Annotated in this window: 1 protein-coding gene; it reads left to right on the forward strand. The window is 51.0% G+C overall.

Going from position 1 to position 204, the window contains the following annotated elements; translation table 11 throughout:
* A partial coding sequence (locus tag FJA49_RS18215) for a hypothetical protein (RefSeq protein WP_158629410.1) occupies positions 1–204 on the forward strand: 204 nt, incomplete at both ends.

Raw genomic sequence — 204 nt, forward strand, 5'->3', positions numbered from 1 at the left:
ACACTGCTGAGTACACTCAGACTGTAACCGTGACTGATACGCAGGCCCCTGTATTTACAGGAACATTGCCATCAAACATCACAGCAGCTTGCGGAAATATCCCTGCTGCGGCTACGCTTACAGCGACCGATGCCTGCGGAAGCGCAACTGTAACATTTGCCGAGACAAGGACTAATGGTTCTTGTGCCGGAAACTACACGCTTA

Source organism: Flavobacterium microcysteis (assembly GCF_006385255.1).
GTDB classification, from domain to species: domain Bacteria; phylum Bacteroidota; class Bacteroidia; order Flavobacteriales; family Flavobacteriaceae; genus Flavobacterium; species Flavobacterium microcysteis.